The organism is Kineococcus aurantiacus (genome assembly GCF_013409345.1).
Classification (GTDB): domain Bacteria; phylum Actinomycetota; class Actinomycetes; order Actinomycetales; family Kineococcaceae; genus Kineococcus; species Kineococcus aurantiacus.
In genome coordinates, this window is record NZ_JACCBB010000001.1 from 1,266,758 (window position 1) to 1,286,884 (window position 20,127).

General features: G+C 73.4%; 15 protein-coding genes and 2 pseudogenes. 7 read left to right on the top strand and 10 right to left on the bottom strand.

Annotation, left to right across the window (positions count from 1 at the left end; genetic code table 11):
• Positions 1-37: 37 nt before the first annotated feature.
• Genes BJ968_RS06035 through BJ968_RS06045 form a run of 3 tightly spaced genes read left to right on the top strand, consistent with a single transcriptional unit; the run spans position 38 to position 3,209 of the window.
• Complete coding sequence (locus BJ968_RS06035) at positions 38-1,405, top strand: enolase C-terminal domain-like protein (RefSeq protein WP_179750088.1); 1,368 nt, start codon at positions 38-40, stop codon at positions 1,403-1,405.
• Complete coding sequence (locus BJ968_RS26385; RefSeq protein ID WP_218884842.1) at positions 1,402-2,460, top strand: zinc-dependent alcohol dehydrogenase; 1,059 nt, start codon at positions 1,402-1,404, stop codon at positions 2,458-2,460. The genes BJ968_RS06035 and BJ968_RS26385 overlap by 4 nt, the downstream gene beginning before the upstream one ends.
• Complete coding sequence (locus tag BJ968_RS06045; RefSeq protein ID WP_179750090.1) at positions 2,457-3,209, top strand: SDR family oxidoreductase; 753 nt, start codon at positions 2,457-2,459, stop codon at positions 3,207-3,209. Before BJ968_RS26385 ends, BJ968_RS06045 begins: the two co-directional genes overlap by 4 nt.
• Before the next feature lie 168 nt (positions 3,210-3,377).
• Here the strand turns inward: BJ968_RS06045 and BJ968_RS06050 are convergent, their stop codons facing one another.
• The 6 genes from BJ968_RS06050 to BJ968_RS06075 all read right to left on the bottom strand — a co-directional run bounded on the left by BJ968_RS06050 (position 3,378) and on the right by BJ968_RS06075 (position 11,421).
• On the bottom strand, positions 3,378-5,771 hold the full coding sequence (locus BJ968_RS06050; protein WP_179750092.1) for a glycosyl hydrolase family 95 catalytic domain-containing protein: 2,394 nt from the start codon (positions 5,769-5,771) through the stop codon (positions 3,378-3,380).
• A 32-nt stretch (positions 5,772-5,803) separates the two neighbouring features.
• Positions 5,804-7,432 carry a type 2 periplasmic-binding domain-containing protein gene (locus tag BJ968_RS06055; RefSeq protein WP_179750094.1) on the bottom strand — a complete coding sequence of 543 codons (1,629 nt, stop codon included), beginning with the start codon at positions 7,430-7,432 and terminating at the stop codon, positions 5,804-5,806.
• A gap of 72 nt (positions 7,433-7,504) precedes the next feature.
• Positions 7,505-8,350 (bottom strand): ABC transporter permease subunit, encoded by an 846-nt coding sequence (locus BJ968_RS26390; RefSeq protein ID WP_179756282.1) that lies wholly within the window; start codon positions 8,348-8,350, stop codon positions 7,505-7,507.
• 140 nt (positions 8,351-8,490) lie between these two features.
• On the bottom strand, positions 8,491-9,453 hold the full coding sequence (locus BJ968_RS06065) for an ABC transporter permease (protein ID WP_246314705.1): 963 nt from the start codon (positions 9,451-9,453) through the stop codon (positions 8,491-8,493).
• 269 nt (positions 9,454-9,722) lie between these two features.
• Complete coding sequence (locus BJ968_RS06070; RefSeq protein WP_179750096.1) at positions 9,723-10,907, bottom strand: cation:proton antiporter domain-containing protein; 1,185 nt, start codon at positions 10,905-10,907, stop codon at positions 9,723-9,725.
• Between the two features lie 31 nt (positions 10,908-10,938).
• Positions 10,939-11,421: a cation:proton antiporter regulatory subunit gene (locus tag BJ968_RS06075; protein WP_179750098.1), complete on the bottom strand. Its 483-nt coding sequence runs from the start codon at positions 11,419-11,421 to the stop codon at positions 10,939-10,941.
• Between the two features lie 271 nt (positions 11,422-11,692).
• Between BJ968_RS06075 and BJ968_RS06080 the strand changes: the two genes are divergently transcribed.
• The 3 genes from BJ968_RS06080 to BJ968_RS06090 all read left to right on the top strand — a co-directional run bounded on the left by BJ968_RS06080 (position 11,693) and on the right by BJ968_RS06090 (position 15,035).
• A complete protein-coding gene (locus BJ968_RS06080) occupies positions 11,693-12,769 on the top strand; it encodes an ABC transporter ATP-binding protein (protein ID WP_179750100.1) in 1,077 nt (358 codons plus the stop codon).
• Positions 12,770-12,865: 96 nt separating this feature from the next.
• The gene (locus BJ968_RS06085) at positions 12,866-14,131 is read left to right on the top strand and encodes a DUF4032 domain-containing protein (RefSeq protein WP_179750102.1); all 1,266 of its coding nucleotides are present in this window, start codon (positions 12,866-12,868) and stop codon (positions 14,129-14,131) included.
• A 19-nt stretch (positions 14,132-14,150) separates the two neighbouring features.
• A complete protein-coding gene (locus BJ968_RS06090) occupies positions 14,151-15,035 on the top strand; it encodes an NAD-dependent epimerase/dehydratase family protein (RefSeq protein WP_425491477.1) in 885 nt (294 codons plus the stop codon).
• A gap of 1 nt (position 15,036) precedes the next feature.
• On the opposite strand, the gene BJ968_RS06095 is transcribed toward BJ968_RS06090, so the two are convergent.
• Positions 15,037-15,537, bottom strand: a complete 501-nt coding sequence (locus BJ968_RS06095; RefSeq protein WP_179750105.1) for a MarR family winged helix-turn-helix transcriptional regulator — start codon at positions 15,535-15,537, stop codon at positions 15,037-15,039.
• Positions 15,538-15,591: 54 nt separating this feature from the next.
• Positions 15,592-16,462 (bottom strand): annotated as a pseudogene (locus BJ968_RS26395) (class I SAM-dependent methyltransferase).
• A 149-nt stretch (positions 16,463-16,611) separates the two neighbouring features.
• Here BJ968_RS26395 and BJ968_RS06105 point away from each other — a divergent pair.
• Positions 16,612-17,295: pseudogene (locus BJ968_RS06105) on the top strand (winged helix-turn-helix transcriptional regulator); the annotation flags it as partial.
• Positions 17,296-17,692: 397 nt separating this feature from the next.
• On the opposite strand, the gene rlmB reads toward BJ968_RS06105, so the two are convergent.
• Both rlmB and cysS read right to left on the bottom strand, forming a co-directional pair.
• Positions 17,693-18,658: a 23S rRNA (guanosine(2251)-2'-O)-methyltransferase RlmB gene (gene rlmB / locus BJ968_RS06110; protein ID WP_179750106.1), complete on the bottom strand. Its 966-nt coding sequence runs from the start codon at positions 18,656-18,658 to the stop codon at positions 17,693-17,695.
• The gene (gene cysS / locus BJ968_RS06115) at positions 18,658-20,076 is read right to left on the bottom strand and encodes a cysteine--tRNA ligase (protein WP_179750108.1); all 1,419 of its coding nucleotides are present in this window, start codon (positions 20,074-20,076) and stop codon (positions 18,658-18,660) included. Before cysS ends, rlmB begins: the two co-directional genes overlap by 1 nt.
• Between the last annotated feature and the right edge of the window lie 51 nt (positions 20,077-20,127).

The window sequence follows — 20,127 nt, forward strand, 5'->3', positions numbered from 1 at the left end:
CCCCGCCACCCCGCCACGCGGTGAGGGGAATCGTCAGATGCCTGGAGGAACCTTGTCGACCCGTCCCGCCGTGTTCACCAGCCTGGACGTCCACGACGTCCGGTTCCCCACCTCCGAGCACCTCGACGGCTCGGACGCGATGAACCCCGAGCCGGACTACTCGGCCGCCTACGCCGTCCTGCGCACCGACGCCGGCGACGGGCACGAGGGGCACGCCCTGGCCTTCACCACCGGCCGCGGCAACGACCTGCAGACCGCGGCGATCCGCGCCCTGGCGCCCTTCGTCGTCGGCCGCCGCGTCGACGACGTCCTCGGCGACCTCGGCGCGTTCTCCAAGGAGATGGTGCACGAACCGCAGCTGCGCTGGCTCGGCCCGGAGAAGGGCGTCGTGCAGATGGCCGTCGGCGCCGTCCTCAACGCCGCCTGGGACCTGCGCGCCAAGCGTGCCGGCCAGCCGCTGTGGCGGCTGCTGGCGCACCTGGACCCCGAGGAGGTCGTCTCCCTCGTCGACTTCCGCTGGCTCACCGACGCCATGACCCAGCGCGAGGCCCTGACCCTGCTGCGGCGCGCCGTGCCCGGCCGCGCCGAGCGCGAGCAGGAGCTGCTGCGCCGCGGGTACCCCGCCTACACCACCACCCCCGGCTGGCTGGGCTACTCCGACGAGAAGCTGGAACGGCTGGCCAAGCAGGCCGTCGCCGACGGGTTCACCCAGATCAAGCTCAAGGTCGGCGCCGACCTGCTCGACGACGTGCGCCGCATGCAGGTCGCCCGCGCCGCCGTCGGCGACGGCGTGCGCATCGCCGTGGACGCCAACCAGCGCTGGGACGTCGGCGAGGCCATCACCTGGATGCGGGCGCTGGCCCCCTTCGACCCCTACTGGATCGAGGAACCCACCAGCCCCGACGACGTCCTGGGGCACGCGACGGTCCGCCGGGCGCTGCACCCCGTCAAGGTCGCCACCGGCGAGCACGTCGCCAACCGCGTCGTGTTCAAGCAGCTCCTGCAAGCCGGCGCGGTGGACGTCGTGCAGATCGACGCCGCGCGCGTCGCCGGCGTCAACGAGAACCTCGCGATCCTGCTGCTGGCCGCCCACCACGGCGTCCCCGTCTGCCCGCACGCCGGCGGGGTGGGGCTGTGCGAGATGGTGCAGCACCTGTCGATGGCCGACTACGTCAGCGTCTCGGGGACCTGGACCGACCGCGTCGTCGAGCACGTCGACCACCTGCACGAGCACTTCGTCACGCCCGTGCAGCTGGAGAACGGCCGCTACCGGGCGCCGCTGGCCCCCGGCGGGGGCGGGCAGATGCTGGCGGCCTCCATCGCCGAGCACACCTTCCCCGACGGGCCCGTGTGGGTCGCCCGCCGCGCCCCGCAGGCCGTCGCCGTGGAGGGGATCCTGGCGTGAGCACCACCACGCAGCTCACCACCCACCTCGCCGCCCGGTACCACCGCGCCGGGGACGTGCGCGCCGACCGCGTCGAGCGCCGCTCCCCCGGCCCCGGCGAGGTCGAGGTCGCCCCCCTGTTCACCGGCATCTGCGGCACCGACCTGCACATCGCCGCCGGCCACATGGACGCCCGGGTCAGCACGCCCGCCGTCATCGGGCACGAGACCGTCGGCACCGTCAGCGCCCTCGGGCCGGGCGTGACGGGGTGGTCCGCGGGCGACCTCGTCACCGTCGTCCCGCTGCGCCCCGACGGCACGTGCGCCACCTGCCGCAACGGGTTCCCCCACGTGTGCGACCACCTCGACTTCCTCGGCATCGACTCCCCCGGCGCCCTCGCCGAGCACTGGGTCGTCCCCGAGCACACCCTCGTCCGCGTCCCCGACGGCACCGAACCGCGCGACGCGGCGCTGCTCGAACCGACCTCCGTCGCCGTCCACGACGTGCGCCGCTCCCGCCTGGCCCCCGGGGAGTTCGCCGCCGTCGTCGGCGGCGGCCCCGTCGGCCTGCTCATCGCCCTCGTCGCCCGGCGGGCCGGCGCCGAGGTCGTCCTGTCCGAACCCGACGCCACCCGCCGGGAGCTGGCCGCGACCCTCGGCCTGGAGGTCGTCGACCCGCTGGCCCAGGACCTCGCCGCCCTCACCCGCGAGCGCACCGGCGGGGCCGGGGCCGCCGTCGCCTTCGAGGTCTCCGGGTCCGCGCCCGGCCTGGACGCCGCGATCGGCGCCCTCGCCGTCCGCGGGCGCCTGTGCCTGGTCGGCATCCACGCCGCGCCCCGCGAGGTCGACCTGCACCCCTTCTTCTGGCGCGAGCTGGAACTGCTCGGCGCGCGCCTGTACGAGCGCCGCGACGTGGAGGAGGCCGTGCGGCTCGTCGCCGGCGGCGAACTGCCCGTCGCCGCGCTCGTCTCGCACGTCCTGCCGCTGGCCCGCGTCGACGAGGCCTTCGCGGCGCTCGCCGACGGCGGGGCGGTCAAGGTGCTCGTGGACTGCCGCCCGGCCCGGGGCGGCGCGTGAGCGGCCCCTTCGACCTGACGGGGCGCCTCGCCGTCGTCACCGGCGCCAGCCGCGGCATCGGGCGCGCCTGCGCGGTGGCCCTGGCCGCCGCCGGGGCCGACGTGATCGGCGTCGCCACCGCTCCCCCGGAGGGCGGGGTCGCCGACGACGTGCGCGCCGCGGGCCGGCGGTACGAGGCGCTGGGCTGCGACTTCGCCGACCCGGCCGCCGTGGCCGCGCTCGGGGACGCCCTCGCGCAGCGGGAGGTGGACGTGCTCGTCAACAACGCCGGCACGATCCGCCGCGCCCCGGCCGCCGAGCACCCCCAGGCCGACTTCGACCACGTCGTCCAGGTCAACCTCACGAGCCAGTTCGCGCTGACCCAGCGCGTCGGGGCGACGATGCTGGCCCGCGGCCGGGGCAAGGTCGTCTTCACCGCGTCGCTGCTGAGCTTCCAGGGCGGGATCAACGTGCCGGGGTACACCGCCTCCAAGCACGCCGTCGCGGGCCTGACCCGCGCCCTGGCCAACGAGTGGGCCCCGCGCGGGGTGAACGTCAACGCCGTCGCCCCCGGGTACGTCGTCACCGACAACACCGCCGCGCTGCGCGCCGACCCCGACCGCTCCCGCGCCCTCCTGGAACGCATCCCCGCCGGGCGCTGGGCCACCCCCGAGGACGTCGCGGGCCCCGTCGTGTTCCTGGCCAGCCCCGCGGCCGACTACGTCCACGGCGTCGTGCTGGCCGCCGACGGGGGCTGGCTCGCCCGCTGACGGAGCGGCGTGCTCGATCACGAGAGTGCTTGATCACGAGAGTGCTTGATCACGAGAGTGCTTGATCACGAGAGTGCTTGATCACCGTGGGGGTTCCTCGCGGTGATCAAGCATTCGGTGATCAAGCACTTCGGTGATCAAGCACTTCGGTGATCAAGCACTTCCGGGCTAGCGGGTGGCCTCGACGAGGTACTCGGCCCCGGCGCGGGCGGTCCACGCGAGGTCCTCGTCCCCGCCCTTCGCGACGGGTTCGCCGTCGGCGGTCGTGACGGTGACGGGGACGCCGTGGACGCGGACGGCCAGCTCGCCGTCGCGGCCGGCGACGACGCGGGCGCGGGTCAGCGCCGAACCGGCCCACGTCAGGTCCACGACGTGCCCGCCGCGGGCGCGCAGCCCGCGCACCGACCCGGCCACCCACGCCGGGGGCAGCGCCGGCAGCAGGTCCAGCGCCCCGTCGTGGCCCTGCAGCAGGGTCTCGGCGATGCCGGCGACGGCGCCGAAGTTGCCGTCGATCTGGAAGATCGCCCCGCCCGGCCAGTCGCTGTGCGGGTGCAGGTCGAGCAGGGACTCCGACATGAGGTCGGCGACGAGGACGCGCAGGTGCTCCTCGGCGGCGGCGCCGTCGCCGAACCGGGCCGCCAGGCACACGACCCACGACCGGCTCCAGCCGGTGTGGCCGCCGCCGTGGCTGAGCCGCCCCTCCAGGGCCCGGCGGGCGGCGTCGAGCCGCTCGGGGGTGCGGCGGCGGGTGGTGCTCGTCCCGGGGAACACGCCGTACAGGTGCGAGACGTGCCGGTGCCCGGGTTCGGCCGAGACCAGGCCCGGGCCCCACTCCTGCAGGACGCCGTCGACGACGGCCGGCTCGGCCAGCCGCGCCAGCGCCGCGCGCACCTCGGCGGCCAGCGCCACGTCCTCGTCCCCGGCGGACCCGGCCCGCTCCAGCAGTTCCAGGTAGTGGGTGAACACCTCGCGGGTCAGCTCGCGGTCCATCGTCGACCCGGCCGTGACGGCGGCCTGCGACCCGTCGGGCAGCAGGAACGTGTTCTCCGGCGACGTGGAGGGGCTGGGCAGCAGCAGACCGGTGGCGGCGTCCTCCACGAGCAGGTCCAGGGCGGCGGCCGCGGCCGCGCGGTGCACCGGCAGGGCCACCTGCCCCAGGACGTCGTCGGCGGCGGAACCGAAGTCGAGGTGGTCGAACGCGTGGGCCGCCAGCCACGGCAGCGCCGAGGGCCAGTTCGACCACAGCGGGCGCCCGTTCACCGCGCGGGTGAACCGCCAGACGTCGGTGTTGTGGTGCACGACCGCCCCGCGCGCGCCGTAGTCCAGCCGGGCCGTCTCGCGCCCCGCCTCGGCCAGGTCGCGGGCCAGTTCCAGCAGCGGGCGGTGCAGCTCGGCCACGCCGGTCGTCTCGGCCGCCCAGTAGTTCATGGTGGCGTTGATGTTCGTCGTGTAGTTGCTGCTCCAGCCGGGGCGGACGTCGACGTTCCAGATGCCCTGCAGGTTCGCGGCCTGCGTGCCGGGCCGGGAGGAGGCCACGAGCAGGTAGCGGCCGAGGTCGAAGACCTGCTGGGCCACGGCGACGTCCTGCTCGTGACCCGGCGCGGCCGTCAGGTCCAGGTCCACCCGGGCGAAGAACCGGCGGTGCTCGGCCGCGGTGCGCTCGCGCAGCTGCGCGGCCGGGACGTCCGCCGCGGCCAGGACCTGCTCGCGCGCCCGTCGCGCCAGCAGCTCGACGTCGGCGAGCGGTCGTTCCCGCCAGCCGCGGAACCCGGTGACGACGGTGGCCGTCAGCCGGGCGGTCGCGCCGTCACCGTCCGCGTGCACGAGCGCGGCGACGGCGAAACCTCCGCCGCGCGCGACGGTGCCGTCGGCGGCGGGGTCGTCGTCGGCGTAGCGGACCGGGTCGTCGGAGGGGACGTAGTTGGGCACCACCGTCGCCGGGACGCGGCCCGCGGCCAGCAGCAGGGTGCCGCCGGGGACCTCCTCGACCCGTTGCAGCAGCAGCGGGTGCGGGCTGGTGAACTCCACCGCGGGCAGGTCCGTGCCCGTCCGCGGCGCGAGGGCGACGAGGGCGCTGACGCCGGGGGCGACGAACGCCTCGACGGTGCGCTCGACGCCGGCGCGGGAGTACCGGGTGCCGGCCACGGCGCGGGACAGGTCCAGGTCGCGGACGTACCCCTCCACCTCCCCGGTCCCCGCCCCCGGATCAGCGCCGGGGTCAGCGCCGGGGTCGTGGTGCCAGGCCAGCCGACCGACGGGCTGGTAGGACTCCGTCCAGCCGGGGGCGTGCAGCTGCACGGCCAGCTCGTCGGCGCGGTGGTGGTCCCCGGCGGCGACGGCCTCGCGCAGGGCGGGCAGGACGTGCGCGGCACCGGCGTCGTCGCGGAGCCCGATCGGCCCTCCGGACCACAGGGTGTCCACGTTGAGGTCGAAGGTCTCCGCCCCGACGCCCCCGGCGACGGTCGCCCCCAGCCGCCCGTCCCCCAGCAGGAACGCGTCGGCGAAGCGGGTGGCGGGGCGGTCGCAGGCGATGACGTGCCGGGGGCTGGGCAGGCGGGTCATGTCTCTCCGGGATCGGTGCGGCGGTCGGTGGGTCACTTGGTGGCGTCGTACGCCTTCTGCTGGATCTCCAGGTAGCGGGCCAGGCCGGTGCTGTCCAGCTCGTCGACGTAGGACGCCCACGCCGCGTCGTCGTCGACGTCCCGGGTACCGGTGACGAACTCGGCGCTGGCCTGACTGACGAGGTTCTGGATGTTGGTGGTGAGCTCGGCCACCTCGGCCGACTCCTCCTGCGGCACCCAGACCGACCAGTACGGGAAGACCTGGTCCTGCGGCACGTACGGCTCGTAGAGCTTGCTGGCCTCGAACAGCTTGCGCTCGTACCCGTCGGCGGGCTGCACCTGGCCGTTGCGGAAGTCGGCGTTGGAGTTGTACTGCGCCAGCGGGCCCCAGCCGTCGTTGGCGGGTTTCACGTTCGGGTCGGCCTCGGGGACGCGGGCGAACGGGGTGAGGCTCTCGTCGAGGGCGACCTCCCCCGGCTCGGGCTTGAACCAGTCCTTGCCCTCGATGCCGAACTCGGCGCGGGCGTGCTGGTCCTGGGGGAACATGTAGTCGATCATCTTGACGGCCGCCACCTGCTCGTCCTCGCTGGCCTTGTTCGTGACGGCGAAGGTGGCCCCCGGCATGCTGGGCAGGTTGTAGGAGGCGAACTGCACGCCGTCGGGACCCTTGAGCGGCGGCACCGCCTGGTACGCCTCGTCGCGCCCGTCGTCCTGCCCGGTGGTGACGAAGATGTTCGGGTGCAGGGCCGTCGCGGCGCCCACGAGCGGCGCTTCGGCGTTGTCGCCCTTGGCGATGAGGGCGTCGCGGTTCTGGGTGAAGGCGGCGGGGTCGATGAGGCCGGCGGCGTACAGCTTCGCCATGTAGGCCAGGGCCTCGCGGTAGGCGTCCTGCCGGGCCTGCAGGGTCACCTTCCCGTCCTGCAGCGCCAGGGTGGAGAGGTAGGTCCCGCTGCCCTGGGGGTCGTAGAGGAAGGCGTTGACGAAGTACGGCAGCAGCAGGTCGTCGACGCTGGAGGTCAGCGGGATCTCGTCGGCCTGGCCGTTGCCGTTGGGGTCCTGGGTCTTGAAGGCCACCATGACGTCGTAGAACTCGTCGGTGGTGGTGGGCATCTTCAGCCCCAGCTTGTCCAGCCAGGCGGTGTTGATCCACAGCTTGGCCTGGTAGGAGCAGTGGTAGCAGTCGTTCCACTGCGGCAGGCCCCAGATCTTGCCGTCGGGCGCGGTGGCGAGCTTCGCGTAGTCGGGGTTCTCGGCGAACGTCTCCTTGATGTTCGGCGCGTGCTCCTCGATGAGGTCGTTCAGCGGCTGCAGGACGCCCTGCTGGCCGTAGCGCAGCAGGTCCTGCTGGGAGAACTGGTCGACCCACGGCACCATGAGGAACACCTCGGGGTAGTCCCCGCCGGCGAGCTGGATGCGCCGCGCCTCGGCGGCCGTGGTGCCGTCCCAGGTCGTCGTCTGCCACTCGAACGTGGTGCCGGTGAGCTTCTCCATCTCCTTGCTGAACGAGTTCGTGGCCAGGTCGGTGTCCGGTCCCTGGGCGGCGAAGATCGTCAGCTTCTGCGCGTCCTCCCCCGCGTCCTCCCCCGACGAGCAGGACGTGGCGAAGAGGGTGAGCGCGGCCAGGGCCAGGGCCAGGGCGCGGGGACGTCGTCGTGCGGACATGGGGATCCCTTCGGTGGGCGGCGACGACCGTGTCGCCGGCGGTGGTGGGACGAGCAGGGGGCGGGTGCCGGGTCAGCCCTTGACCGCGCCGACGAGGATGCCCTTCGTGAAGTAGCGCGCCACGAACGGGTAGACGAGCAGCAGCGGGACGGTCGCGATGACGATGAGGGAGTACTTCAGCAGGTTGGCCAGCTGCTGGCGCTCCATCATCGCGGCGGCGTCGGTGCTGCCGCCGGAGGTGTTGAGGATGAGGATGTTGCGCAGGACGATCTGCAGCGGGGCCAGGTCGGGGTCGCGCAGGTACAGCAGCGCGTCGAAGTAGGAGTTCCACTGCGCGATGCCGTACATGAGGGCGATGACGGCGATGAGCGGTTTGGCCAGCGGCAGGACGACGGTGAACAGGATGCGCAGGTCGCTGGCCCCGTCGAGCTGCGCGGCCTCGTGCAGCTCGTCGGGGATGGAGGAGCGCAGGAAGGCGACGGCGATGATGACCTGCCAGACGCCGATGGCCTGCGGCAGCAGCAGCGCGCCGCGGGTGTCGAGCAGGCCGAGGGCCTGCACGACGAGGTAGGTGGGGATGATGCCGCCGGCGAAGAGCATGGTGAACACGACGAACTTGGTGATCGCCTTGCGTCCCCACAGGTCGGGGATGGACAGCGGGTAGGCGATCATGATCGTCAGGGTCACGCTGATGGCCGCGCCGACGACGGTGTAGAAGAGCGAGTTGAGGAAGCCGGTGACGATCGCCGAGTTGCTCAGGGCCACCTGGTAGCCGCGCAGGCTGAAGTCCACCGGCCACAGGAACACCCGCCCGGCCGAGACGGCCGCCGGGGAGCTGAGGGAGCTGGCGAGGATGTACAGCAGCGGCACCAGGACCACGACGAGCGCGGTGACCAGCAGGACGTAGACCCCCACCATGAACACGCGGTCGACCGCGGGGTCCTTCACCTGCCGCGCCCGGCGCACCTGGCCCGAGGACCGCCCCGGCCGGCCCGCGGACCGCTGCCGGGTCGGGGACGTCCCGGGCGTCCCGGACGTCGAGGACCGCGTCGTCCCGCTCACCACAGACCACTCCCGGTGACTCGTCTGGCGACCCGGTTGACCGTCACCAGCAGCACGAGGTTGATGGCGGAGTTGAACAGGCCGATGGCACTGGCGAGGCTGAAGTCGGCGTTGATGAGGCCGACCTTGTACGTGTAGGTCGCGATGACTTCCGACTGCGACAGGTTCAGCGGGTTCTGCAGCAGGAAGGCCTTCTCGAAGCCCAGCGACATGACGTTGCCGACGCCGAGGATGAGGATGATCACGGCGGTGGGCGCGATGCCGGGCAGGTCGACGGCGATGATCTTCTGCAGCCGGTTGGCCCCGTCGACCCGGGCCGCCTCGTAGAGCGTGGGGTCGATGCCGGCCAGGGCGGCGAGGTAGATGACCGCCGAGTACCCGGCCGTCTGCCACACGTCGGTCCAGACGTAGACGTGCCGGAAGGCGTTCGGGTCGCCCAGCACGTTGGGCTGGTCGGCGCCGAAGAAGCCGAAGACGTCCGAGAGCAGCCCGATGCGCGGGGAGAGCACGAGGATCGTCATCGAGACGATGATCACCGTGGAGATGAAGAACGGCGCGTAGGTGACGAGCTGGACGGTGCGGGCGAAGAAGCGCAGCCGCACCTCGTTGATGGCCAGCGCCAGGACGATCGGCACCGGGAAGCCGGCCAGCACGGCGTAGACCGACAGGATGAACGTGTTGGAGACGATGCGGCCGAAGACCGGGTTGTCGAAGAAGCGCTGGAAGTTGGCCAGGCCGACCCAGTCGCTGCCCCAGATGCCGTCGACGACGTTGTACTGCTTGAAGGCGATGACGGCGTTGACCATCGGGACGTACTTGAAGACGACGAACCACAGCAGCGGCACGGCGAGCATGACGTAGAGCTGCCAGTGCCGGCGCAGGCTGCGCCGGGCCGCCGAGCGGCCGCGGGTGCCGGTGTCCGCCGCGCGGGCGACCGCCGTCGGCCGCAGCGGGGTCAGCGCCACGGACGACCCCTGCCGTCGCCGTCAGTCATCTGATCAATGACCTGACGTCGCCATCGGGAGGGGGCGGCTCGCCGAACCCTCTCGACGCTTCGGCCCGCCACGAGCACGAACACTGTGCCTCCTCGTTGAGTGCAGCAGGGGGTGGTGTGTTCGCCGACGCTATTCGTCTGATGTTTGGGGTGTCAACCCGTCTCCGCGACGGTGACCGGGGAGATCGGGCGGGCGCGCGGGAACGCCCCCGCGGCGCACCGGGCGGTGAGGGGTCAGCGGGCGGTGGTGGCCGCGCGCTCGCGCTGCCGGCGGACCCAGGCCCGCGCCCAGGGGTCGGCGAAGCGCGCCAGCACCGGCCCCAGGACGGCCATGGCCAGGACGTAGGCGGCGGCGAGCGCCGCGAGCCGGGCGTCGACCCCGGCGGCCGTGGCCAGGCCCGCGATGACGATGGAGAACTCCCCGCGCGGGATGAGCGCGGCGCCGGCGCGGACGCGGCCGGGGACGGCGATGCCGGCCCGCTTCGCCGCGACCCAGCCGGTGACGAGCTTGGTGAGGACGCCGACGACGACGAGGCCCAGCGCGGGCAGCAGCACCGGCGGCAGCGAGCCGGGGTCGGTGGACAGGCCGAAGGAGACGAAGAAGACGGCCGCGAACAGGTCGCGCAGCGGTTCGAGGCGGTGGTGGGTCTCCTCCTCCAGGTCGCTGGCGAGGCTGATGCCCAGCAGGAACGCCCCGACGGCGGCGGAGACGTGGAGCCGCTCGGCGACCCCGGCGACCAGGAGGGCCAGGCCCAGGACGCGCAGCAGCGTGACCTCGCTGGACCCGGCGGAGACGAACTTCGACACGAAGCGCCCCCAGCGCAGGGCCACGACGAGGGCCACGGCGAGGCAGGCCAGGGCGATGAGGACCGACCCGGTGGCCTCCCAGACCCCCGAGGCGGCCAGGACCGCGGTGAGGATCGGCAGGTAGACCGCCATGCCGAGGTCCTCCAGGACGAGGATGCCCAGGACGGAGGGGGTCTCGCGGTTGCCCAGCCGGCCCAGGTCGGCGAGCACCTTGGCCACGATGCCGGAGGAGCTGACGGCGGTGATGCCGAACATCGCCAGGGCGCCGACGGGCCCGAAGCCCAGCAGGAGCCCGGCGGCGGCGCCGGGCAGGCCGTTGAGGAACAGGTCGAGCACCCCGACGGGGGCCTGCCGGCGCAGGTTGCCCAGCAGGTCGCCGGCGGAGTACTCCAGCCCCAGCAGCAGCAGGAGCATGACGACGCCGATCTCGGAGGCCGCCTCGAGGAAGCCCTCGGGGGCGTTCAGCGGGACGACGCCGCCGGCGCCGAACGCGAGGCCGGCGAGCAGGTAGAGCGGCACCGGGGAGATCCCCAGGCGCCCGGCGAGGCGACCGACGAGACCGAGCCCGAAGATGATCGCACCGAGCTCGATGAGCAGAGCAGCGGTGTGCACCTGTCGAGTTCCGTCCTTCCGTCAGCGGGCGTCAGCCGTGGGCGAGCAGCTCGGCGGTGGCGCGCACGCCCTCCTGGGTGCCCACGACGACGATCTTGTCACCGGAGCGGAACCGCTGGGACGGCGCGGGCGAGGGGACGACCTCGCCGTTGCGCACGAGGGCCACGACGGAGGCCCCGGTGCGGCTGCGGACGGCGGCGTCGGCCAGGGTCCGGCCGACGAACGGCGAGCCGTCCTCGAGGTAGATGCCCTCGGTGGCCAGGCCCTCGATCTGCTCGCGCAGGCGGGCCAGCCGCTCGATGACGCGCGGCTGCCCGAGCAGCTCGGCGAGCACCTCGGCCTCGTCGCCGTCGAGGTCGACGACGGCGTGGCAGGCGTCGGGGTCGTCTTGGGAGTAGACGAGCAGCTCCCGCTCGCCGCCGCGGGTCGAGATGACGCCGATGCGGCGGCCGCGGGCGGTGGTGAAGTCGTGCCGCAGCCCCACGCCGGGCAGCTTGGTCTCTTCCAGGTCCACAGGGATCAGTGTCCTCCACGTTCGGGGGAGCCGACGACCAGGGCGCCAGCTGTCCCCCGGACGCCGCACCCGCGCGGCGTCCCACGGTGTGCAACACCGCGCGGGCCCGCCGACATCCCGGCGACACCCTTGCCGCATCCCCGATCGTCGTGCATAGTCCGGGGGACCGCGCGCAACGGTGCAGCGATGCAGTGGTGCGGTGGACAACTGAAGACACCCATTCCACGACGGATCGTCCGGCACGTACCTGCCGGTGGAAGGACACACGACGATGGCTACGGTCACGTTCGACAAGGCGACGCGCATCTACCCCGGCGGCGACAAGCCCGCGGTGGACGCCCTGGACCTGCACATCGAGGACGGCGAGTTCCTCGTCCTCGTCGGCCCCTCCGGCTGCGGCAAGTCCACCTCCCTGCGCATGCTCGCCGGTCTCGAGGACGTCAACGGCGGACGCATCCTCATCGGTGACCGCGACGTCACGACGGTCCCCCCGAAGGACCGCGACATCGCGATGGTGTTCCAGAACTACGCGCTCTACCCGCACATGACGGTCGCCGACAACATGGGCTTCGCGCTCAAGATCGCCGGCACGCCGAAGGACGAGATCAAGCGCCGCGTGCAGGAGGCGGCGAAGATCCTGGACCTGGAGCAGTACCTGACCCGCAAGCCCAAGGCCCTCTCCGGTGGTCAGCGCCAGCGCGTCGCCATGGGCCGCGCGATCGTCCGCCAGCCGCAGGTCTTCCTCATGGACGAGCCGCTGTCGAACCTCGACGCCAAGCTGCGCGTGCAGACGCGCACGCAGATCGCCTCGCTGCAGCGCCGCCTGGGCGTCACGACGGTCTACGTCACCCACGACCAGGTCGAGGCCATGACGATGGGTGACCGCGTCGCGGTCCTCAAGGACGGTCTGCTGCAGCAGGTCGACACCCCGCGCCGCATGTACGACCACCCGAACAACGTCTTCGTCGCCGGCTTCATCGGCTCCCCCGCCATGAACCTGCTGACGCTGGACGCCACCGACGGCGGTCTGCGCTTCGGCGACACGGTCCACCCGGTGGAGCGCAGCCTCCTCGCCGGCACCGGCAGCAAGGTCACCCTGGGTGTCCGTCCGGAGGACCTGGAGCTGTCGACCGCGGGTCTGCCCGTGCAGGTGGAGGTCGTCGAGGAGCTCGGCGCCGACGCCTACATCTACGGTTCGCTGGCCCAGCCGGGCGGGGAGTCGCACCAGGTCATCGCGCGCGTCGACGGCCGCCGTCCCCCGGAGAAGGGCTCGACGGTCCACTTCACGCCGAAGCAGGGCCACGTCCACCTGTTCGACGTCACCAGCGGGCAGCGCATCGGCGCCTGACGCGCCGATCGTCGTCCTGACCGTCCGAGCGAGAGGGTCGTCACTCCCCCCGGGAGTGGCGGCCCTCTCGTCGTCCCCGCCTGAGAGGATGGGCGCGTGAGCACCGAGACGGCGGCGTCGCTGCAGATCACCGCGGCGCGCCCCTACCCCCAGCTCCTCGACCTGCCGTGGGACATCCCCCTGGAGGAGTGGCCGCAGGAGCACCTGGCCGCGCTGCCGCGAGGCATCTCCCGGCACGTCGTCCGGTTCGTGAAGCTGGGCAACCGGGTGCTGGCGGTCAAGGAGACGAACGCGCCGATCGCGCACCGCGAGTACCGGATGCTGCGGCTGCTGAACCGGCTCGAGGTGCCGTCGGTGGCGCCCGTGGCGGTCATCACCGGCCGCGTCGACCGCCACGGCGAACCGCTGAACGCGGTGCTCGTCACGCGCCACCTGCAGTACTCGCTGCCCTACCGCGCGCTGTACAGCCAGATGCTGCGCCCGGACACCGCCAAGCGGGCCGTCGACGCGCTGGCCGTGCTGCTCGTGAAGCTGCACCTGACGGGTTTCTACTGGGGCGACGTGTCGCTGTCGAACGCGCTGTTCCGGCGCGACGCGGGGGCCTTCGCGGCGTACCTCGTCGACGCCGAGACCGGCGAGCTGTACGACGAGCTGTCCACGGGGCAGCGGGCGTACGACCTGGACCTGGCCCGCACCAACATCGCGGGCGAGCTCATGGACGTCGTGGCCTCCGAGGCCCTCGACGCCGACATGGACGAGGTCCTCGCGATCGCGGACCGCATCGTCTCCCGGTACGAGGCGCTGTGGGTGGAGCTGACGGAGCCGGAGTCCTTCGAGCGGGGTGAGCGCTGGCGCGTCGAGGCCCGCATCCGGCGCCTGAACGACCTGGGGTTCGACGTCGGCGAGCTGGCCATCACCACCGACATCGACGGCACGACGGTCCGCATCGAGCCGAAGGTCGTCGACGCCGGTCACCACTCCCGGCGCCTGCTCCGGCTGACGGGCCTGGACGCGGAGGAGAACCAGGCGCGCCGGCTGCTCAACGACCTGGACTCCTACACCGCGGCGAAGGACCGGCAGGGCGAGGACGAGGAGATCGTCGCGCACGACTGGGTCGCGGACGTGTTCGAACCCGTGCAGCGGGCGGTGCCCCGCGAGCTGCGCGGCCGCATGGAGGCCGCGGAACTGTTCCACGAGGTGCTCGAGCACCGGTGGTACCTGTCCGAGAAGGCCAGCCGTGACGTGGGGCTGGAGGAGGCGGTGCACTCCTACGTCACCGGCGTGCTGCCGGGCAAACCCGACGAGCGAGCCGTGCTCGGCGTCGACACCCAGGCGATCCGCGTGATCGCCGACGACGACTGACGAACCCTGGAGGACACTGGTGTCTGCTGCTCAACCCCGCGTCGCGCTGACCGGGGCGGCCGGCAAGCTCGGCCGCGTGGTCCTGCGCGACCTGCTCGACCACGGCTGGTCGGTGCTGGCCCTGGACCAGACCCCGCCGCCCGGCCTGAGCGACCGCGACGACGCGCAGTTCGTGCGGATCGACCTGTCCGACCACGGCCAGGTCACCGAGGCGCTGACGGGGCGGATCGAGGAGCGCGGGGGCCCCTTCGACGCCGTCGTCCACCTGGCCGCGATCCCGGCGCCGGGGCTGGCCCCGAACGCGACGACGTTCCGGAACAACTCCGCGGCGACGTGGAACGTCTTCGACGCCGCGCGCGCGGCGGGGATCAAGCAGGTGGTGTGGGCCTCCAGCGAGACGGTGCTGGGCCTGCCCTTCGAGGCCGCTCCCCCGCCGTACGCGCCGCTGGACGAGGAGTACGCGGTCCGGCCGGAGTCGACGTACTCGCTGGTGAAGTCCCTCGAGGAGGAGATGGCCCGGCACTTCTGCCGCTGGGTGCCCGACCTGACGATGACGGGGCTGCGGTTCTCGAACGTCATGCACGTCGAGGACTACGCGAGGTTCCCGTCGTTCGACGCGGACCCGGCGCTGCGCAAGTGGAACCTGTGGGGCTACGTCGACGCCCGCGACGGCGCGCAGGCCGTGCGGCTGGCGCTGCACCGCGAGGGGCCGGGTGTCGAGGTGTGCGTCGTGGCGAACGCCGACACGGTGATGACCCGCTCGTCGGCGTCGCTGATGGCGGAGGTGTACCCGGGCGTGGAGGTGCGCAAGGAGCTCGGCGAGCACGAGACGCTGCTGTCGATCGACAAGGCGCGCCGGGTGCTGGGGTACGAACCCCAGCACTCCTGGCGCGACCACGTGTAGGTCAGACCTCGCGGGCCAGGGCGGTCGCGGCGAACTTGGCGTCCGGGTCGAGCACGTCCAGCAGCTTGACCATCACGGCGTCGAGGACGCCGAGGTCGTCCCCGGCCAGCGGGTCGAAGACGAGTTCGCGGACGCGCTCGACGTGCCCGGGGGCCGAGGCGACGACCTTGTCGTAGCCGGCGTCGGTGAGGACGGCGACCTGCCCGCGGCCGTCGTTGGGGCTCTTCTCCCGGCGGACCCAGCCGTCCTTCTCCAGCCGAGACACGACGTGCGAGATGCGCGACGGGCTGGCGTTGGAGCGGGCCCCGAGCTCGCTCATGCGCAGGCTGCGGGTGGGTTCCTCCGAGAGCATGGCCAGGGTCAAGTAGGCCGTCTTGGTGAGGTCGGCGTCGCGCTGGAGCTGGGCGTCCAGCGCGGCCGGGAGGAGTTCCATCAGCGCGCTGAGCCGCAGCCAGACCCGGCGCTCGTCGGGGTTCAGCCAGCGGGGAGTCTGCTCGGTCATCCGCGCAGCGTACCATGTGTTTGAAGATTCAAACACTTTCCCCCGCGAACCCCCTCAGGATGTCACACCCGTTCCCGCGGACCGCACCCCGTCCACGCCGACCTCGGCCGTCAGCAGCAGGTACTCCCAGTCCATCACCCCCTCGTCCGCCCCCGCCCCGCGGGCCAGCGCCACGAGGGCCTCGTCGAGGGCGGCGGTGCGCTGCGGGTCGTCGGCGACGTTGCGGTAGACGGCGATGGTCGGGCCGTAGTGGCTGCGGAAGTAGTCCCGGAAGGCCTCCGCCCCGCTGAACGCGTCCACCCGCAACGACTCCCGCCGGGAGCTCGTGACGCGCGCGCCACCGGCCAGCAAGCCCGGCCACGTGCTGCTCGTCCCCCCAGCGCGGCGCCGGCTGCGCGCCGGGCGGGGGCGGCGGGGCGAACGGCGCCAGGGTCCGGAACAGCTGACCGATGAAACCCTCCGGGGTCCAGCTCAGCAGCACCAGGCGGCCCCCGGGCCGCACGACGCGGACCAGCTCGGCCGCCGCGAGCTCGTGGTGGGGGGCGAACATCACCCCGACGCACGAGATCGCCACGTCGAACTCGCCGTCGGCGAACGGCAGGTGCTCGGCGTCGCCCTCCAGCCACTGCAACCGCAGACCCTCCGCCTCCGCTTGGGCCCGCCCGACGGCCAGCAGCTCGGGGGCCAGGTCGACCGCGACGACCCGCGCCCCGGTCCGCGCCGCCGGCAGGGACGCGTTGCCCGACCCGGCGGCGACGTCCAGGACGTGGTCGGCGGCGCCGATCCCCGCTTCCCGCACCAGCACCGGGCCCAGGGCGGCGATCACCTCCCGGGCCAGGGCCGGGTAGTCCCCGGAGGCCCACATGGCGCGGTGCCTGGCCTTCAGCGCCCGGTCGGCGGACTCGTCGATGTCGGTGACGGTCATGGTGTGCTCCTCGAACGGTGGTCCGGGACCCTCCCGGGGCGGCTCCGTCGCCGCCGCCGCCGAGCCTAGGAACCCCGCCCCGGACGGCTCCAGTGCACGATCTGTACCGGCTCTGGCCGCCGGCCGCCGCGCGGGCCTACCCTCTCGGCGTGGGGTCGCCCTACCACCAGTTCTGCCCCGTCGCGAAGGCGCTCGAACTCCTCGACGAACGCTGGACGCTGCTCGTCGTGCGCGAGCTCCTGGTCGGCAGCGACCGCTTCAGCCAGATCCGCCGCGGGAACCCGCGCATGTCCCCGACCCTGCTGTCGCGCCGGCTGCGGCAGCTCGAACGGGCCGGGGTCGTCGAACGGCGGCAGGACGCCCGCGGCATCACCTACCACCTCACCCCCGCCGGCCGGGAGCTCGAACCGGTCGTCACGGCCCTGGCCGTCTGGGGGACGCGCTGGGTGCCCGAACTCACCGACTCCGACGTGGACCCGCGGTTGCTGGTGTGGGACCTGCACCGCAACCTCGACGCCGCCAGGGTCCCGGTGGGACGCACCGTGGTCCGCTTCGACTTCGCCGACGCGGCGCCCCGGGCCAGGACGTGGTGGCTGGTGCTGGACTCCGACGGCTCGGCCCCCGTGGCCGACGTCTGCGACCGGGACCCCGGCGCACCCGTCGACGTCACGGTCTCGACGACCGTGCGCGCCCTGACCGACGTGTGGCGCGGGGCCCGCGACTGGCGCGGTGCGAGCGCTCACGGCGACGTCGTGGTGGACGGGCCGGCCGCGTTGCGGCGCGCGCTGCCCGGCTGGTTCGTGCTCCCGGCCTTCGCCGCGGTCCCCCGCCCCGGGCCGGCGGGGGCTCAGCCGGCGAGGAAGGCGTCGAACTCCGCCACCGTGGTGACCACGACCGCCCCCGGGCGCAGGTCCGCCGGGAGGTCGGCCAGCGCCGCCGCGTCGGTCACCGCGACCGGCCCGGCCTCCAGGGTCATCGCGGCGCCGGTGCGCCGGGCCAGGTCCAGCGCGAGGACGCGCACGTCGTCGCCGCCGTCGACCTCGAGCATGAGGGAGTCCACCGCGTCGCCGTAGCCGTAGACGTCGAGGCGGTCGTCCTCGACGCCGACCCGGACGTACAGGTGCTCGGGGTCCCGCTCGGTCACGACGGGGTCGACGACCGCGCGGACGGCCGCGGCGTCGAGGGGGACCTCGACGCCGCCGGCGTACCGCGTCAGGAAGACGTCCAGGCTCACCGGTGCCGCGCGACCTCGTACAGCGCGATCCCCGCCGCGACACCGGCGTTGAGGGACTCCACCGCACCGGCCATCGGGATGCTCACGACCTGGTCGCACTTCTCGCGCACCAGCCGCGACAACCCGGCGCCCTCGGCCCCCACCACGACCACGAGCGGGCCGTCGGCCAGCTGCAGGTCGGGCAGGTCCACGTCGCCGTCGGCGTCGAGGCCGACGACGAACAGGCCCGCCTTCTGGTACTCCTCGATCGCGCGGTTGAGGTTGGCGGCGCGCGCGACGGGGACCCGCGCCGCGGCACCGGCCGACGTCTTCCACGCCGAGGCCGTCATGCCCGCGGCCCGGCGCTCGGGCACGACGACGCCGTGACCCCCGAACGCGGCGACCGAGCGCACCACGGCGCCGAGGTTGCGCGGGTCGGTGACCCCGTCGAGGGCGACGACGAGGGCGGGGCGGCCGGAGTCGGCCGCCGCCTCCAGCAGGTCCATCGGGTGCTGGTAGTCGTACGGCGGCACGGTGGCCGCGACACCCTGGTGGACGGCGCCGTCGGTGAACCGGTCGAGGTCCTGGCGGGAGGCCTCCAGCAGCGGGATGCCCCGGTCACCGGCGATCTTGAGGATCTCCCGGACGCGGTCGTCGGTCTCCAGGCGCGAGGCGACGTAGATGCCCGTGACGGGCAGCTCGGCGCGCAGGGCCTCGACGATGGAGTTGCGCCCCGCGATCCACTCGGTCTCGCCGGTCGACTTGCGCCGCACCGGCGGACGGCCGCCCGGGCGGCCGTTCGTCGTCGCCGCCTTGTGCGCGGCCTGGCGGGCCGCCTTCGCGGCCGGGTGGTACGGGCGGTCGACGGCCTTGGGCGTCGGCCCCTTGCCCTCCAGCGCCCGGCGGCCCTTGCCGCCGCTGCCGACGCCCGGACCCTTCTTGCCCTTGCTCGTCGCGCCGCGGCGCTGGGAGTTGCCTGCCACTACTGCTCACCTTCCAGAACCCACCGCGCACCGGTGGGGGTGTCCTCGATCACGATGCCCGCGCGCTTGAGGGAGTCGCGCACGGCGTCGGCGGTGGCGAAGTCCCGGGCCGCCCGGGCGGCGGCGCGGTCCTCCAGCCGGGCGCGCACCAGCACGTCCAGCGCGGCGCGGGAACCGTCGGCCCCCTGCGCCTGCGACGCCCACGGGTGGGCGAACGGGTCCAGACCCAGCACGTCCAGCCCCGCGCGGACCTCCTCCAGCGCCGTCCGCAGGGCCGCGTCGTCACCGGCCGCGAGCGCGGAGTTCCCGGCGCGCACGGCGTCGTGCAGGACCGCGAGCGCCGCGGGGGTGCCCAGGTCGTCGTCCATGGCGGCCGCGAACGCCGCCGGCACCGCGGCCGCCTCCCCGGGGGCGCCCAGGCGCTCGGCGGCGCGGCGCACGAAACCCTCCAGGCGGGAGTACGCCGCCTCGGCCTCGACGAGGGAGTTCTCCGACCACTCCAGGTGCGAGCGGTAGTGCCCGGCGACGAGGTAGTAGCGCAGGACGACGGCGCGGTGGCTGCGCAGCAGGTGCGGGATGCCCAGCACGTTGCCCAGCGACTTGCTCATCTTCTCGCCCGACATGGTGACGAAGTAGTTGTGCAGCCAGAAGTTCGCGAACCCGTCGCCGGCGGCGCGGGACTGGGCCTGCTCGTTCTCGTGGTGCGGGAACCGCAGGTCCAGTCCACCGCCGTGGATGTCGAACCGGGGCCCGAGGTAGCGGCCGATCATGGCCGAGCACTCCAGGTGCCAGCCGGGGCGGCCGCGTCCCCAGGGGGTGTCCCAGGAGGCGCTGGCCGGTTCGGTGGCCTTGGCGCCCTTCCACAGCGCGAAGTCGCGCGGGTCGCGCTTGCCGCGCGGGTCGGCGTCGGTGGCCGGTTCCATGTCGTCGAGCTTCTGGTGGGTCAGCTCGCCGTAGGCGGGCCAGGAGCGCACGTCGAAGTAGACGTCGCCCGAGCCGTCGGCGGCGGCGTAGGCGTGGCCGCGCTCGACGAGGCGGGCGATGAGCTCGACCATCTCCGGGACGTGGCCGGTCGCGCGGGGCTCGACGGTGGCGGGCAGGACGCCCAGGGCGTCGTAGGCGGCGGAGAACTCCCGCTCGTGGCGGTAGGCGTGGGCCCACCACTCGACCCCGGCCTCGGCGGCCTTGGCGAGGATCTTGTCGTCGATGTCGGTGACGTTGCGGACCATCGTCACGGCCAGCCCGGAACGCTCCAGCCAGCGGCGCAGGACGTCGAAGGCGACCTGGCTGCGGACGTGGCCGAGGTGCGGTGACCCCTGCGGCGTGGGACCGCAGACGTAGATGCCGACCTGCCCGGGGACGAGCGGCGCGAACTCGCGCACCGCGCCGCTGGCGCTGTCGTGCAGGTGGAGGGTCACGGGCTCCAGGCTACCGGGGCGGTGCGGGTGTCCGGGCGCCTCGTTAGGGTC